At 70.8% G+C, this 13,906-nt stretch carries 20 protein-coding genes and 1 tRNA gene; 10 read left to right on the forward strand and 11 right to left on the reverse strand.

Annotated features, from left to right (window positions below; all coding sequences use genetic code 11):
* Positions 1-57 precede the first annotated feature (57 nt).
* The gene (locus tag ACWD04_RS15195; RefSeq protein ID WP_451131928.1) at positions 58-831 is read right to left on the reverse strand and encodes a DUF4097 family beta strand repeat-containing protein; all 774 of its coding nucleotides are present in this window, start codon (positions 829-831) and stop codon (positions 58-60) included.
* A 188-nt stretch (positions 832-1,019) separates the two neighbouring features.
* Here ACWD04_RS15195 and ACWD04_RS15200 point away from each other — a divergent pair.
* Positions 1,020-1,094 (forward strand) — tRNA-Val (locus ACWD04_RS15200).
* 299 nt (positions 1,095-1,393) lie between these two features.
* Here the strand turns inward: ACWD04_RS15200 and ACWD04_RS15205 are convergent.
* On the reverse strand, positions 1,394-2,158 hold the full coding sequence (locus ACWD04_RS15205) for an SDR family oxidoreductase (protein WP_451131930.1): 765 nt from the start codon (positions 2,156-2,158) through the stop codon (positions 1,394-1,396).
* Positions 2,159-2,243: 85 nt separating this feature from the next.
* Here ACWD04_RS15205 and ACWD04_RS15210 point away from each other — a divergent pair, with 85 nt between their 5' ends.
* Entirely contained in the window at positions 2,244-2,591 is a 348-nt protein-coding gene (locus tag ACWD04_RS15210; RefSeq protein WP_451131932.1) for a MerR family transcriptional regulator, read from the forward strand.
* 171 nt (positions 2,592-2,762) lie between these two features.
* Complete coding sequence (locus tag ACWD04_RS15215) at positions 2,763-3,212, forward strand: hypothetical protein (protein ID WP_451131934.1); 450 nt, start codon at positions 2,763-2,765, stop codon at positions 3,210-3,212.
* Positions 3,213-3,568: 356 nt separating this feature from the next.
* Here the strand turns inward: ACWD04_RS15215 and ACWD04_RS15220 are convergent, their stop codons facing one another.
* A complete protein-coding gene (locus tag ACWD04_RS15220) occupies positions 3,569-4,342 on the reverse strand; it encodes a MerR family transcriptional regulator (protein ID WP_451131936.1) in 774 nt (257 codons plus the stop codon).
* A 63-nt stretch (positions 4,343-4,405) separates the two neighbouring features.
* Here ACWD04_RS15220 and ACWD04_RS15225 point away from each other — a divergent pair, with 63 nt between their 5' ends.
* On the forward strand, positions 4,406-4,879 hold the full coding sequence (locus ACWD04_RS15225; RefSeq protein ID WP_451131938.1) for a DUF6194 family protein: 474 nt from the start codon (positions 4,406-4,408) through the stop codon (positions 4,877-4,879).
* Between the two features lie 210 nt (positions 4,880-5,089).
* On the opposite strand, the gene ACWD04_RS15230 is transcribed toward ACWD04_RS15225, so the two are convergent.
* From ACWD04_RS15230 to ACWD04_RS15240, 3 genes are all read right to left on the reverse strand, one after another.
* Positions 5,090-5,653 (reverse strand): flavoprotein, encoded by a 564-nt coding sequence (locus ACWD04_RS15230; RefSeq protein ID WP_451131940.1) that lies wholly within the window; start codon positions 5,651-5,653, stop codon positions 5,090-5,092.
* Between the two features lie 103 nt (positions 5,654-5,756).
* On the reverse strand, positions 5,757-6,278 hold the full coding sequence (locus ACWD04_RS15235; protein ID WP_451131942.1) for a hypothetical protein: 522 nt from the start codon (positions 6,276-6,278) through the stop codon (positions 5,757-5,759).
* Between the two features lie 24 nt (positions 6,279-6,302).
* The gene (locus tag ACWD04_RS15240) at positions 6,303-6,449 is read right to left on the reverse strand and encodes a helix-turn-helix domain-containing protein (RefSeq protein WP_451132254.1); all 147 of its coding nucleotides are present in this window, start codon (positions 6,447-6,449) and stop codon (positions 6,303-6,305) included.
* Between the two features lie 5 nt (positions 6,450-6,454).
* Here ACWD04_RS15240 and ACWD04_RS15245 point away from each other — a divergent pair, with 5 nt between their 5' ends.
* The 6 genes from ACWD04_RS15245 (at position 6,455) to ACWD04_RS15270 (ending at position 9,263) form a co-directional block, all read left to right on the forward strand.
* On the forward strand, positions 6,455-6,622 hold the full coding sequence (locus ACWD04_RS15245) for a hypothetical protein (RefSeq protein ID WP_451132278.1): 168 nt from the start codon (positions 6,455-6,457) through the stop codon (positions 6,620-6,622).
* Complete coding sequence (locus tag ACWD04_RS15250; protein WP_451131944.1) at positions 6,601-6,816, forward strand: hypothetical protein; 216 nt, start codon at positions 6,601-6,603, stop codon at positions 6,814-6,816. The genes ACWD04_RS15245 and ACWD04_RS15250 overlap by 22 nt, the downstream gene beginning before the upstream one ends.
* A 120-nt stretch (positions 6,817-6,936) precedes the next feature.
* Positions 6,937-7,167 carry a hypothetical protein gene (locus ACWD04_RS15255; RefSeq protein ID WP_451131946.1) on the forward strand — a complete coding sequence of 77 codons (231 nt, stop codon included), beginning with the start codon at positions 6,937-6,939 and terminating at the stop codon, positions 7,165-7,167.
* Positions 7,168-7,386: 219 nt separating this feature from the next.
* On the forward strand, positions 7,387-7,617 hold the full coding sequence (locus ACWD04_RS15260; protein ID WP_451132256.1) for a DUF7144 family membrane protein: 231 nt from the start codon (positions 7,387-7,389) through the stop codon (positions 7,615-7,617).
* 1 nt (position 7,618) lies between these two features.
* Positions 7,619-8,998 (forward strand): DUF1254 domain-containing protein, encoded by a 1,380-nt coding sequence (locus ACWD04_RS15265; RefSeq protein WP_451131948.1) that lies wholly within the window; start codon positions 7,619-7,621, stop codon positions 8,996-8,998.
* A gap of 43 nt (positions 8,999-9,041) precedes the next feature.
* On the forward strand, positions 9,042-9,263 hold the full coding sequence (locus ACWD04_RS15270) for a DUF2277 domain-containing protein (RefSeq protein WP_451131950.1): 222 nt from the start codon (positions 9,042-9,044) through the stop codon (positions 9,261-9,263).
* A gap of 20 nt (positions 9,264-9,283) precedes the next feature.
* On the opposite strand, the gene ACWD04_RS15275 is transcribed toward ACWD04_RS15270, so the two are convergent.
* From ACWD04_RS15275 to ACWD04_RS15295, 5 genes are all read right to left on the reverse strand, one after another.
* The gene (locus ACWD04_RS15275) at positions 9,284-9,943 is read right to left on the reverse strand and encodes a DedA family protein (RefSeq protein WP_451131952.1); all 660 of its coding nucleotides are present in this window, start codon (positions 9,941-9,943) and stop codon (positions 9,284-9,286) included.
* A 222-nt stretch (positions 9,944-10,165) separates the two neighbouring features.
* The gene (locus ACWD04_RS15280; RefSeq protein ID WP_451131954.1) at positions 10,166-10,624 is read right to left on the reverse strand and encodes a DoxX family protein; all 459 of its coding nucleotides are present in this window, start codon (positions 10,622-10,624) and stop codon (positions 10,166-10,168) included.
* Between the two features lie 111 nt (positions 10,625-10,735).
* Positions 10,736-12,412 (reverse strand): alkaline phosphatase D family protein, encoded by a 1,677-nt coding sequence (locus ACWD04_RS15285; protein ID WP_451131956.1) that lies wholly within the window; start codon positions 12,410-12,412, stop codon positions 10,736-10,738.
* A 145-nt stretch (positions 12,413-12,557) separates the two neighbouring features.
* A complete protein-coding gene (locus ACWD04_RS15290) occupies positions 12,558-13,073 on the reverse strand; it encodes a DUF4396 domain-containing protein (protein WP_451131958.1) in 516 nt (171 codons plus the stop codon).
* Between the two features lie 168 nt (positions 13,074-13,241).
* Entirely contained in the window at positions 13,242-13,886 is a 645-nt protein-coding gene (locus tag ACWD04_RS15295; protein ID WP_451131960.1) for an HNH endonuclease family protein, read from the reverse strand.
* Positions 13,887-13,906 lie beyond the last annotated feature (20 nt).

Raw genomic sequence — 13,906 nt, forward strand, 5'->3', positions numbered from 1 at the left:
GCCGATTCGCCCTGCCCGGTTCATTCTCCCACCAGTTAGGACGAACGCACGGGTCGGTTAGTTCGCAGTTCGGACAGTGACTTCACCGTTGTCGCTGCGCGCCTTCACCACGTGCTTGCTGCTGTCGCTGCGGGGCACCTTGACGGAGACGTCACCGTTGTCGGCCTCGGCGGACACCGCGTACGTACTCTTCCCGGCCGGCAGGTCGATGGTGACGCTCCCGTTGTCACTGACGGTGTCCACCAGGTCCGGGACCCGGGTCAGCCCGATCCGGACCTCCCCGTTGTCCGAGCGGGCGATCACGGAACTGCCCGAAACCCGCTCGGCGTCGACCGAACCGTTGTCGGCGCTCAGCTCCAGCGGCCCGGACGCGTCACGCACCCTGATCCCCCCGTTGTCGGCGGAGATCCTGAGCGGAGCGGTGAAGCCGGCCGCGGTGACCTTGCCGTTGTCCCCCTGCACGGTCAGGGCAAGCCCCCGGGGCACCTTCACCTCGTGGTGTGCCTCACAGTTGCTGATCAGAGCCCGGCATTTCACCTCGAGCCGCAGCTCGTCCCCCTCGAGCTTCCACACGGGATCCGGCCCACTGCCCAGCATGACCCACCCGTCGACCCGGCGGATCACCTCGATCTGCTCCACATCGGCGGGCACGAGATCCAGGGTCGAGTTCTCGGCGTCGATGGTGAGGGCCTTCCCGCTGAAGGCGAACGACTTGTGCTCGGCGGGGGCGTCCTCCGCATCCGTACTGCCACAGCCGGTGAGGCCGGCGACGAGGAGCACGGTCCCGGCGGTGGCCGCGAGTGCCCGGGTGTGTCGTGTACGGATGGTCATGATGTCGAGTCCCCCTGAGAGTGCCGCCGATGTGGCACCACCGTATGTACGGGCCCCACTCCGGGACGATCCGGACGGCTACCGTCTCCGGGGTGGGGATATCCCCCGTAACGGCTCCGGGACGCGGGAGGCCAGGAACCGGATTGCCGCCCAGGGGCATGGGCCATGTAATCTGTTGCTTCATCCACGGGTGCGTAGCTCAGGGGTAGAGCGCTGCTCTTACAAAGCAGATGTCGGCAGTTCGAAACTGCCCGCGCCCACCAGTGCGAAGGCCCCCAACCGATCATGGTTGGGGGCCTTCGACCTCCGTACCTGACATCGAGGCTGCTGGGCCGGCGCATCCCGTCCGCAGGACGCTCCGTGCGAGGCGGTCCCGCATGAGCCTGATTCTCTCCTTCAGGCGGCTCGCTCTGACCTCGATCTTTCGTGACGGCTCACCTGTTCGACGGGTGGCCCGCACCCCACCAGCCTGGCCTGTGCGAGAGTCACGGGGCCGGGCCACCCGGTCGCAGCTTCGGCCCTGTCGCCACAGACGCACTCCGGTCGAACCGGGGCGATCTGATCAGATGATGCCGGCGCGGATCTCGTCGTGCAGTCGGGTGGGACCCTCGGCCAGCGACTTCTTGACGTGTGCGCTCCATTCATCGGCAACCACCTCGACCGCTCCCGCCTCGATCCCGTCCAAGGCGGCGCGGACGGTGTCGTCCGGGTCACCCTTGGGTCCGTCGTAGGAGGCGCTGAAGTCGGTGTCGACAGCTCCCAGATGCAGCCCGGTCACGAGCGTGCCTTGCTCGGCAAGCTCCATTCGCACGCCGTTCGTCAACGCCCACTGGGCTGCCTTGCTGGCGTGGTAGCCGTTGTTGCCCGGGGAGGCGTGCCAGGACTGCGCGGACAGCACGTTGAGGATCGCCCCGCCCCCGTTGGCCGAGAGCACCGGGGCGAACGCTCGCACGACGGCCAGCGTGCCCCAGAAGTTCGTCTCCATCTCCGCGCGTACGGCTGCCAGATCAGCGGTAACCAGGTCGGTGAAGTGGGTGACCCCGGCGTTGTTCACCAGGAGCGTCACGTCACCCGCCGCAGCGGCCGCGGCCCGGACCTCGTCGTCGTCCGTGACGTCCAGCCGCAGCGGCACGACGCCGGGCAGGTCGACCGCCTCCGGACGCCTGGCTGTCGCGTACACACGCGCCGCGCCGCGTTCCAGGAGCTGCCGGGCGAAGTGGCGGCCCAGTCCTCGGTTGGCGCCGGTCACGAGCGCGACCGCGCCCTCGATCCGGAGCCCGGGCATCGAGTGGGTGAGGGTGTTCGGTTCAGTGTTCGGTGTGATCATGTCGGGTACGGTAGAACCTACCGCTGACGTCAGAGTCAAATCCCGCGTCCGGGTTGCGACGAGCATTCGACGAGAAGAGGAACGCGTGCGCATCGGCGAGGTCGCCCGGCGCTCCGGAGTGAGCGTCCGTGCACTGCGCTACTACGAGGAACAGGGGCTCCTCACGTCCGACCGCAGCCCCGGCGGCCAGCGCGAGTACGCCGCAGACGCCCTCGACCGGGTCCGCATCCTCCAGCAGCTCTACGCCGCGGGCCTGTCCAGCCGCCGCATCGCCGAACTGCTCCCCTGTATCGACACCGATACCACCACCGAGCACCAGCAGGCCATGCTGGAGGCCGAACGCGCCCGCATCAGGAAGCAGATCGCCCAGCTCACCACCACGCTCGCCCGCCTCGGCGAGCTCATCGAGGCCGCCGCCGGCCGCCGAGCCTGAGCACGTCGCATCCGGTGCTCTACGGGCCTACGGCCACCGCGGATTGGCGCGTCAGAGCCGTGAACAAGCACGGCCGGCCGTCGCCGCACCGCTCACACCTGAGCCGGAGGTTCAAGAGCCGTGCGTGGAAAAGCATTTGCCAGGCGCCGCTCCACAGGATGGCATCCGCTCATGAGCAGAATGGCGCAGGTCCTCGTCCTGGCACGGTACGAGGACGAGGTGATGGAGCCGCTGACGCGTTGCGACGAGACGCGCAGCTGGCACGGCAGTTTCGAGCGGATACCCGACTGGTTCGTCGGCGGGTGGTATCTCGAGTTCTACCGGGAGAGCCGGCGCCGGGGGGTCCTCGCGGATCTCGAAGCGCTGCCGTGGAACCAGCCGGAGTGCGTCCAGGTCATGCTCCACGACGAAGACGACGACTGCTTCGGGCTGTGGATGTTCCAGGACGGCGCGCTGGTCGAGGTGTCGATCCCACGCACACAGCGGGTGCACGTCGCGCCGCCTCCGTGGCGGGACGACAGCCCGCAGCCCGGAAGCCTCTGGCGTACGGACGGGCCGGGTGCGGCCGAGTTGCCCGCGCATTCTCCCGAGCACGAGCAGGACCCGCGACTGTCGTGGTGATGACGGCGACGCCCTGAACCACGCCTGCCCCGAAGCCTGCATGGTGCCGGGCTGGATGCAGCTCGTACGGCTCGGGCTCCGCCGGTGGCTCGGGCGGGCAGGCAGACCTCCAGCACGGCCCGCGCGTAGGCGGGGTTTTCCGCGTTCTCCCTCTCCGAGGTCCAGGCGAAGGCGTTGTCCCACGGGTAGGGGTAGGTCCGCAGCACCCCCGGCAGCGGGGGCGCCTCGTAGTCGACGGCCACGTGACTCCCGGGTGTTCATCGCGTGCTCCGGGCCGTCCGTCAGCCGCCCCGGGACGGGCGTACCGTCGCCGGCCTGCGAGTCGTCTCTCCAGGCGCCACTGCGCGCAGCCGACCTCAGTGATTCCCCGGCTGTCGCTGGTCCTCTGACGTCGCGTCATTACCCTGCGAGTCCTCGGAGCGCGTAGCGAGGACCGCACTGAGCGGGACGGTGGCGTCGAGGAGGGCGCGGGAGCGAGCCGTGATGCTCGCGTCCCGGACGGCCAGCGCGGCTCCGACGTCTTTCTGTCCGTGCCCGCGTCGCAGGCTCGGCATCAAGTCCCGGAGTGGGGCGATGCGGTAGCCGGCGCTGCGTAGCTGGTGCACGATCCGGGCATCCCGGGTCTGGGCCGGGGAATACCGTCGCGTGCCTCGCGGAGCTACCCGGTCCGGAACAGCGAGCCCTTCGGCGTCCCAGTGCCGCAAGGCCGACGGGCGTACTCCCAGCGCGGCGGCGAGTTCGGAGACGCTCATCGAGTCCGACGGGCGTACGTCCTCGATCAGCTCGGCGGAGATCGCCATGGCGGCCTCCTGGGCGAGTGCGAGGTCCGTACGCTCGCGGTGGAGCCGGGCGTGTGCCGCGTCGAGCAGGGCGAGTACCTCCGCGGTCGGGCGCTCATGTACGGCACGCATGAGCCGCTTGGCCTCGACGGGGCCCGTGGAGGTCGCAAGGGCTCGGTAGGCCAGTGCGGACTGCAGGTGGACCTCCCGGTAGATCCGGTAGCCCGACGCCGTGCGCGCGGCCGGTGGCAGGACACCGTCCCGTTCGAGGTTGCGGACCTGCTGGACGGAGTACCCGGCTCGTCGCGCGAGGTCGGCCGTGCGCAGGTATGACGACTTGAGAGTTGGCACCCGCTGCTCTTTCCTGTCCCGGCTATAAGTCTCCACAAGCACGTCAATGAAACGCTTGAGCACATGACCATGGACGAGATCATCGCCTTCGTGGAAGACCTCGATGGGGTCCTGGCCCTCAGGCCGGCACCCGATGACGGCTCACCTGAGATCAGCTGGGGTGACACGTTCTTCTACTACGCGCCCGACGGCGTCATGCCGACAACGACCCAACCCTTCGCGACGATCGTGACAAAGAACTATCCGGGCGACGAGAGGTCGTGCCTGGACCGCCCGGACACGTTCCGCGTCAACATCGCCGCGGGGAAGGAAGCCTTCAGAGAGTGGACCGGCCACGGGCCGCGCGAAGCAGCCCTCGACGTCGACCCCGGTGTCCCCGATGCGGTGATGGCGCACCCCGTCCACGGTTCCGTCGGCTGGCTCGCGGTGGTGAATCCCGGACGGCGGACCGATGAGGCCGTGCGCCGACTGCTCCACGAGTCCCATCACCTCGCACGTGCGCGTCACGAGCGACGAACGGACTCGGCGCCGAGCTGACACGCGTCCCACCGACTCCGCCCCAGCGGAGGACGGAGTCGGTGGGAGCCCGACCTCGATGACGTCGTGCGGGCGGATCGGGCCGCCGTGGCGGACCACCGCCATGATGTCGGACGTGAAGGTGAAGTCCCCCGAGACGGGACCGAGGGCGAACACCTCTCCGCGCAGGCCCTGCCGGAGGTCGTTGATCAATCCCAGGGAGGTCATGCGTCAACGAGCGCGGACGGCCAGGCGCTCCAGGATCGCCGGCCACGGAAGGCCCCGGTCCGCCGGGCCCTGGCGGGGTTCGTACAGGGGCCAGACATCAGATCCGTGAACCAGGTCCACGCCCGCCCTGCGCAGAGTCTCGATGTGGCCTTCCCAAGCCGGGTGTCGTGCGTGTGCCGCGTTGATCCGGGGGAACACCACCACCGGGATGCCGGTCGTGCCCAGCGCCTCGCTCACCTGCGTCAGGGCCTGGTTGTCGGCGATGCCCGTCGCGAGCTTGGCGACGTAGTTCGCGCTCGCCGGTGCGACGACGTAGCAGTCGGCGACAGGGTGCGGGCGGGGCTCGGCCGGCAGACGAGGCGTGTCCCGCACCGGGAGGCCGGTCAGTGACTCCAGCCGGCGCCACTCACCGTTCGCCCTCAGCCACCGGCCGGCGTTCGGCGTGAGCGTCACGGCCACCTGCCAGCCCAGTGCGAGGGCCGGCTCGACCAGCCCGGTGCGCAACGTCTCGACTCCATCGGTTGCGGTACCCACGACTCCCAGCACCCCGCGACTGCCTGCACTCACCGTTTCTCCATCCTGCGTCGGTCTGATCACTCGGCCGGCACTGCAGCAGAGGCGTACCACGCACCCGGCGGCGGTCGGTAGCCGCCGTGTGCACGGCGGCGCTTCATTCGGTGATGCCGAGGTCCTGGCGCATGAGGCGATGCGTGGCGGTGAGTTCCGGATCCGCGGATCTGAGGTCCAGGAGCAGCTGATCGGCTGTCTCGCCGTCGCGGGGCAGACCGCGGTCGATGCGCTTGAGCGCGGCATCCACCCCGGCGAGGACCACGTTGAGTTCGCGGGAGGCGGCGAGGACGGTGTCGGGGACGATCATCTGAGCTTCGGCGTACCGGTCGCGGTAGTCGCGTCGGCCTTTCTCGAGCTGGGCCCGGTCGTCATCCGTGTAGACCCCGTCACGCAAGCGGTGCAGGGCGTCCTTGAGGAGGGTGTGGAAGCGACGGGTCGCTCGATTCATCGAGGTGTACGCTCCGCGCCGGTCCTCGAAGTGCCTGCGCCGGTTTTCGAGTGGTGCGTCCTCCGTGCGTTGGCGTCTCGCCACCTGACTGGTGATCACCGGCGCGAAGAGCGTGCCGAGCACTCCGACGACTGCGGTGACCATGGCGGCTATGGCGGCTATGGCGGCATTCATGTCGGCGACCCCAGCTCCGGGGCGTCACACGGGACTCGGGTTGTCCTGTTGGGGGCGGGAATGCCGGCCGTCGGGTGTCAGCCGCGCTCCCCGGACGGTGCGGACGAACAGCTGGACGCCGAGACGGCGCTCCAGACCGCGAGCCGCGTGGATACGGCCTGACGGCGGTATGGGGGGTGCCGTCCATCGCGACCGGCACCCGCGCGGCCATCGCGGCGGCGGTCCTGCCGCTGTGCACGCCGCTCCTGCTGCGGCGCCGGCCCGTGGCCGCCCCGGTGGGCCCCGGGATGCGAGCCGACGAGCCGCGGGGGACCGTGGAGGCATGTCCGGACACCCCCCTGTGATCGTGTATCCGCCCTCACCGACCGGTGGGCGGCGGGTGACCGTGCGCGGGCAGATCGTCGGACTGGCGCACGGGCGGGGGGACGTCGCCTCGCTGCTCCGGCGGGCCGGGCTCGCCCAGGGAGCCGAGGAGATCGATCTGGACCAGCCGGAGTTGATCGAGTGGCGGGGCGGAGATCTCGACACCTGGAGGTGAGCGCCGTGAAACGTCGTGGAGCACACCGGCGCGAGGTGTCACTCGAACCTCCCCCCGGATATTACTGGGCCGGCGGAGGGGCCCCCGGATGGCACCCAGCGGGGCCTGATCCTCGACTGGGTGGTGGGCCGGCGTGTCGCGGCCGGCTGGCGGGTGGAGTCCCGGTCCGGGAGCCAGGCCGTACTGGTGCGCGGGCAGCCGGTCGATCATGTGCTGCACGCCTTTCTGACGGTCTTCTCGTGCTGCATGCGGGGCGCCGTGTGGGCCGTCCTGGCACTGACGAACAAGGTCGAGCGGGTGGTGATCACCGTTGACGCCCAGGGGCAGGTCGTGACCGTGGGAGGGCCTTGAGCGAGACGGTGCCCGTCACCCGGCCGGGTGCGTCCGGGTCGTGGTGGGTGAGGCTGTCGCACAGGGTCGAACCACCGCGCAGCGATGCGGGGTGGTTCGACGACGAACGGAGGAATTCCGTGTCCCTGTCCGCATCCGCGCCCCGCTCCTCGCGGCCTTCCGCCCCCGGCCCCGGCAGCCCTCGGGCAGCGAGCGAGGTGACGTTCGTTTACGTTCGACATCACCCCCTTGGGATGGATCCACGTGATCCTCGGCGTGTTCCTGGTGCTCGCAGGATGGGGCATTCCCAAGGGCACGGCCTGGGGCGTGGGCATCGTGCCGACCGCGCTGAATCTGATCGCCGGCTTCATCCGGCTGCCGTACCAACCGCTGTGGGCGATCATCTCCCTCGCGCTCGGCACCTTCGTGATCTGGGCCCTCTGCGCCCACCGGGCGAAGCCGGCCGTCTGACGTGAGCCCGGGACGGGGCGGCCTGGAGCCGGACGCGATCACGGCGCTGGCAGCCGACGCGTACGTCTACGGGTCCCCGCTCGTCCGCCGGCTGTCGGCCGTCCGGGCCCGTCTCCGGGAAGGGGGCGGGGCGTCGGCACCGTTCAACGGCTTCGCCCACGCGGACGGGCCGGCCACGCCCGGCACACACACCCCGTACGCCCCGGCCGACCTCGTCGACGCGCTCGCCCAGCTCGACCTCTCCGGAGGGCCGGTCAGGCTGCATGTCCCGGACACCGACGGCGCGTACTACGTCCTCCAGTTCGTGGACGCGTGGAGCAACGCCTTCGCGTACCTCGGCACCCGGGCCACCGGCACGGGCGAGGGGGACTGGATGATCGTGCCTCCCGGCTGGGCCGGCACCGTCCCCGACGGGCTGTCGGGGGTGATCGACGCGCCCACGTCCGTCGTCTCCGTCGTCGGCCGCCTCGCGTGCGACGGGCCCGAGGACCTGCCCCGCGTCAGGGCGCTCCAACAGGAACTCACGCTCACCCATCTGGGCGACCGAGCCCACCGGACCGGGCTTCCGGCGGCCGAGCGCGGGGTCCCGGGGGAGCTGCTGTTCTTCGAGGAGCTCCGGGTGTGGATGGCCGACTTCCCGCCCGCCGCCGCCGATCGCGCGTACCAGGACCGCTTCCAGCCCCTGGGGCTCCTGGAGGAGGGGATCTCGCCGTACGTGTCGGCCGGGCCCGGCCTCGTACGCGCGCTGAGGCGGGGGCTCGCGCTGGGCAGGCTCCGCGTGGAGGAGGCGGCCCGCCGGCCCGCGCTCCACGCCGACGGCCCTCCGGATGCCTGGCAGGCGACTCCGCACCTGTGCGACTACAACCTGGACCACTTCGGCGTCGGCACGCTCGGCACGCCGGAGTGGACGATCCCCGACCGAGAGGCGTCGTACCTGGTCAGGGCGGTCGCAGCGCGGCGGGGACACTGGCTGCCCCATGGGTACGAGGCGGTGTACGCCCACTCGGCCCGGGACTCACGGGGCCGCCCGCTCGACGGATCCCACCGCTACGTCCTGCGCCTCGCCCAGCCGCCGCCGGCCCGGGCGTTCTGGTCGCTGACCGCGTACGACAGCCCCGGCTGCCACCTGGTCGCGCATGCGGCGGACCGGTACGCGATCGGGGACCGGACCCCCGGGCTCGTCCACGGCGCCGACGGCGCGCTGACGCTGCACCTGTCCGCGGAACGGCCCGCGGACCCGGCCGAGGCGGCGAACTGGCTGCCGGTGCCCGCCGGTCGCTTTCGGCCGGTGCTGCGGCTCCACCTGCCCGACCAGGCCGTTCTCGACGGGAACTACGTCATCCCGGCGCTCGAGCGGCTCGGGGAGCGGCGCGGAGCGTAGGTTCTGCGGGCGCGTTGTCAGTGGTGCGTCGCACACTGGAGGCATGTGCCGCAGCATCAAGACGCTTCGTCCACCAGTCATCCCCGAAGAGGCCACCGAGGAGGAGATGAGAGCAGCCGCCCTCCAGTACGTGCGCAAGGTGTCCGGCTTCCGTGCGCCCGCCGCGCACAACCAAGAGGTCTTCGACCGCGCGGTGGCCGAGATCGCCGAGGCGACCCAGCGGCTGCTGGACGGCCTGGAGATACGGGGCGCAGCCCGGGCCTGACCGGGCGGCCTCGCGGATCGTCAGGTTCCGGCCGGGGCTCCGGCGGCCGGTGCCGCGGCGGCGTGGGCGGGGCGGCGGACGACGAGAGCCGCGAGGGCGCCGGCCAGGAACAGGGCGAGGACGGAGACCGCCGTGCCCAGCCAGCCCGCGCCCAGCCACTGGCCGCCGAAGTAGCCGAGGCCCACGCTGTAGACGGCCCAGGCCACTCCGGCCACGGCCGACCAGGGCAGGAATTCCTTCACCTTGCGGTGAGCGGCTCCCGCGCCCAGGGACACGACGGAGCGGCCGGCCGGAGCGAATCGGGCGATGACGACGAGCGTCCCTCCGCCACGGCTCAGTGCCGCGCCGAGGCGGTCCTGTGCGGAGGTGAGGCGGCGGGACCGGGCGATGGCCCGGTCGAGGCGGTCGCCACCACGCCAGGCGATGCGGTAGGCGACAAGGTCGCCGAGGACCGACGCGGTGGCCGCGCAGAGGGTCAGCACCAGGAGCGAGGGAACCTGCCGGGTGGCCTCACCGGCCGCAGCTGTGACCGTGGTCGTGCTCGCGGCCGCGGCGGTGGCCGCGGTGATCACCAGGACGCCGCTGGGGAGGACGGGAAGGAAGACGTCCAGGAGTACCGAGAGGGCGACCACTGCGTAAATCCATGGGCTGCCGGTCAGCGCGCCCACACTCTCGAGCACTTTCTACTCCCCGTTCCCGTGTTCCGTGTCAACGCCGCGACGTCGCAGGGGAGCGGCAGGAGCGGCAGGGTCAGCTGTACAGCGTACGCCTGCCGTTCACCCGGTTCACCTGGTATTCGCCGAGTGGGCGTGTGGGTGATGTCGCGCAGGTCACGTACGACCCCGGCGCCCCTCGGGAGGAGGGGGGCCGGGGCACGGGGAACGCGTGGGGCGGAGCGGGGGTCAGGCCGAGAGGGCCTGCGCCTTCTCGCGGGCGGGCTCGCTCTCACGCGCGGGGCCGCTGCGCGAGGAGAGCAGCCGGTCCAGCGCCAGAGCGCCGGAGCCGGTGAAGACCAGCAGCAGGAAGGCCCAGCAGAAGACAGCCGAAGCCTCGCCGCCGTTCTGCAGGGGGAACAGCGCCTCGGGCTGGTGCACCGTGAAGTACGCGTAGGCCATGGAGCCGGAGGAGACGAGGGCGGCGATACGGGTGCCGAGGCCCAGCGCGACGAGGGTGCCGCCGACGAGCTGGATCACTGCGGCATACCAGCCCGGCCAGGTGCCGACGGGTATGGTGCCGCCGCCCTCGGAGCCGCCGGCGACTCCGAAGAGCGAGGCGGCGCCATGGCAGGCGAACAGGAAACCGATGACTATGCGGAAGAGGCCGAGCGCGTAGGGCTGGGCCTTGTCCAGACGTATGTACATGGGGGGTGGGGCTCCTTCGGTCTGGGGACGTGAACCGATCGGGGCCCTCAGGTTAGGGTCACCTCATAATTACTTGCAAGTTCAACGTTATGTCGACTGGCTGAAAACCGGTCATACGTGTGAAGTCAGCGTGCGCTCCAGCACGGTCTCGAGCTGTGCCCCCGTTGGCCGGGCCCTGGCCTGAACCAATGTCAGTGCAGCTTTTCGGCCTTGCAGGGTGAGAGTCATGAGCTGATTGCCAAACCACGGTCCGCCGGTCTTGAGCCACTGCATGGGAGGGCTTTCCGTCCGCCCGTGGCGCGCCAGCGCACGCCCGAGCCGTCGGCCCACCCGGCTCCAGCCGAAGCGGAAGCCCGTGCGTATGTATCCGGGGATGGAGTTGTGGACGGGAGAGCAGGTCAGTTGCAGGATGTGTGCGGCGGGAGCGCCGTCCCGGGCGGTATCGGGCCACTGGGGCTCGGCGATGTACGCATGGTGCACATCGCCCGACAGCACGCATACCGTCGCGGGTGCGTCCGGGCCGCTTCCCGCCTCTCTGAGGAGCTCCGACAGCCAGTGGAAGGACTCCGGGAACGCGGCCCAGTGCTCCAGGTCACCGGCCCTGCGCACCTTTTCCCCGAAGCGCGCCCAGCGCTCGCCCCGCTCGCCGCGGCACAGTGCCGCGTTCCAGGTCTCCGCGTCGTGCACGAGGGGTGGCAGCAGCCACGGCAGTGAGGTGCCGATCAGCAGGTGGTCGACCGCGCCGGGGTCCGCCAGCATCGCTTCGCGCAGCCACCGGGCCTCCTCGTCGCGGAGCATCGACCGCTGCTGTTCCTCGAGGGTCCGGGCCGCCCGGGTGTCCACCATCAACAGCCGTACCCGGCCGAAAACGCGCCGGTAGCTCCACCGGGCCGGCGTGGGGTCGGCGTCCGCGGCCGCCGCATGGTTGCGGAGCGTCTCGGTGCCGTCCGGGGCGGCGCGCACGGCCGCGTAGACCGGGTCGGCCTCCAAGGTCTCGGGGGAGAGGTTGCCGAGGTGCTGATAGACCCAGTACGACATCAGCCCGCTGACGATCCGCTCGTGCCACCACGGTGTGCGGCGCATGTCCTGGAGCCAGACGGCACTCGTGTTCCAGTCGTCGATGACGTCGTGATCGTCGAAGATCATGCAGCTGGGGACCGTGGAGAGCAGCCAGCGCACGTCCGGATCGCGCCAGGACTCGTCGTAGAGGTGGGTGTACTCCTCGTAGTCCGCGACCTCCGCGCCGGGGGCCTCGTCCAGATCACGGCGGGCGGCGAGCCGCCGCTGGGTGGCCGGAGACGTCTCGTCCGCGTACACCTGGTCACCGAGGAGCAGGAGGACGTCCGGGCGTACCGCTTCGGGGTCGGCGGCGAGGCGGGTGGCCAGTGCGTCGAGCGCGTCGGGGCCGATGGCGTCGTGCCCGTGTGCGGGAGGGGCCGCCCAGCGGCAGGAGCCGAAGGCCACCCGGACCGGTCCCGCCTCGTCCGGCTGCGGTACGGCGGGCGTGGTGATGCTGCTCGGCGGGAAGCGGGAGTCCTCGGGCGGCCATACGCGGCGGCCGTCGAGCAGCACCTCGTAGGGTGTGGTCGAGCCGGGTGTCAGGCCCGTCACCACCACCAGGGCGTAGTGGTGCCCCTCGACGGCGAACGTGGGAGAGGTGCCGGCCGCCCCGTCCGCGCAACGGACCTCCGCCGTGCAGGGTCTGGTGGTCTCCATCCAGACCGTAGCCCGTGCGCCGGACTCCCAGTCGACGTACCTCAGCAATGGTCCCAGGCGCAGACCGGTCATGTGTGCACTCCTCGCGTCGGCGTGACCGATGGCTCCGTAGGCTACGGGGGAGAGCGGGTCGGCTCCGCAGGGGGAACGCGCCGGCGAGCGAACGCGCCCGGAGCCGGCCTGCGAGGGCGGGCTCCGGGCGCGTTCGGTGGGGAGGTCAGTGGTAGGCGTGGACGACGGCGTGGCCCTTGCCGCGGCCGATCATCCACTTGTTGACCGGGGTCGTCAGCAGGAAGGCGATGACGAACCCGCCCAGCAGTGAGGTCCAGAACAGGGCATCGGCGAGGTGAGCGTCCATCGCGCCGGGCACCAGGGCGATGATGCCGTTGTCGAGGAGCTCCATCACCGCGATGGAGACCGTGTCGGCGGCCAGTGCGACCTTGATGGCGGTCTTGAAGTCCAGCCCGGCCCTGCGGACCGCGAACAGAGTGAACGAGTAGCCGAACGCGAACGCCAGCGCGATCGCCAGGACCATGGTGGGCACGTTGCCCCACATCAGGGCGGTACCGATGGCCATGCCGAGGATCTCGCCGATGGCGCACCCGGTCAGGCAGTGCAGCGTCGCCCTCGCGGCGGCCGCCCAGGTCACCCCGGCCCTCTCGTGCCCGGCGTCACCCGCGTGTGCGTGATGCGCGGCGTGACCGGGGGCGGTGTGATGTGCGCTGGGCTCCATGACCGTCATCTCCCGTCCCGTCCAGTGTGACCTGTTCCTGCGGACGCACATCGCGACGAGATACCGCCCGGGGGTATCGCTGAGTGGGCGCAGGGAAGCGGCGGAGGGCTGCACGCGCCGTTCGGCGCGCACGGCCCTCCGCCGGGCGGTTCCGGCCCGGGCGGGCGGTCAGCAGCTGTTGAGGACGGACTGCAGGGCGCTCTTCTCGGTGGAGTCCACGGTGAGGTCGTAGTGGTGCTTCACGTGGACCCAGGCGCGGGCGTATGTGCAGCGGTAGGCGGTGCGCGACGGGAGCCACTCGCCCGGGTCCTGGTCGCTCTTGGACTGGTTGACGTTGTCGGTGACCGCGATGAGTTGCGGGCGGGTCAGGTCGTTGGCGAAGGACTGGCGCTGGGTGTTGGTCCAGCCGCCGGCCCCCGAGCGCCAGGCCTCGGCGAGCGGGACCATGTGGTCGATGTCCAGATCGGACGCGGCGGTCCAGGTGGCGCCGTCGTACTCCGAGTACCAACTGCCGCTGGTCGCGGCGCAGGAGGAGTCCTGGACGACGCCGGTGCCGTCACGCTTCAGCACCACTTCGCGGGTGTTGCAGGCTCCCGACTGGGTGATCCAGTGCGGGAACTTGTCGCGGCTGTAGCCGGACGAGGAGCCCTCGGTGGAGACGCTGAGCTGACTCAGATACGTACGGGCGGTCGAGGCGCTGACCGGGGTGGGCATCGCGGCCTGGGCGGTCGGGGCCGTGAGGAGTCCGGTGGTAGCGGCGAGCGCGGCGGAGGCGGCGGCGACCGCTATGCGACGCGCGTAGATGTGTGCCATGCGAACTTCCTTGCTGTGGA

The organism is Streptomyces sp. NPDC002911 (assembly GCF_053591835.1).